This window comes from Pseudomonas sp. BJa5 (assembly GCF_030272875.2).
Lineage (GTDB): Bacteria > Pseudomonadota > Gammaproteobacteria > Pseudomonadales > Pseudomonadaceae > Aquipseudomonas.
On the sequence record NZ_JALRNG020000275.1, the window covers coordinates 1 to 208 of the forward strand.

Annotated in this window: 1 protein-coding gene; it reads right to left on the minus strand. The window is 58.2% G+C overall.

The annotated features are described in order from the left end of the window. Positions 1-208: calcium-binding protein (locus M2D63_RS26270; protein ID WP_405310953.1), on the minus strand; the 208-nt coding region annotated here is incomplete at both ends.

A 208-nucleotide genomic window follows, 5' to 3' on the forward strand; every position in this document is an offset into this window, starting at 1 on the left:
CTACCGCCTTCGAGCGTGTCGTTGCCACTGCCACCGAACATGGTGTCCACACCGCTGCTGCCGGTCAGTACGTCATCACCCTCCTCGCCCACAAGATAACTGCCATTGCTGTCGTCGCCCGCGAGCAATGAGTCGTTGCCCTGGCCGCCAAAGAGATAGTCATAACCACTGCCACCATCGAGCAGGTCATTACCACCAAAACCGTTCA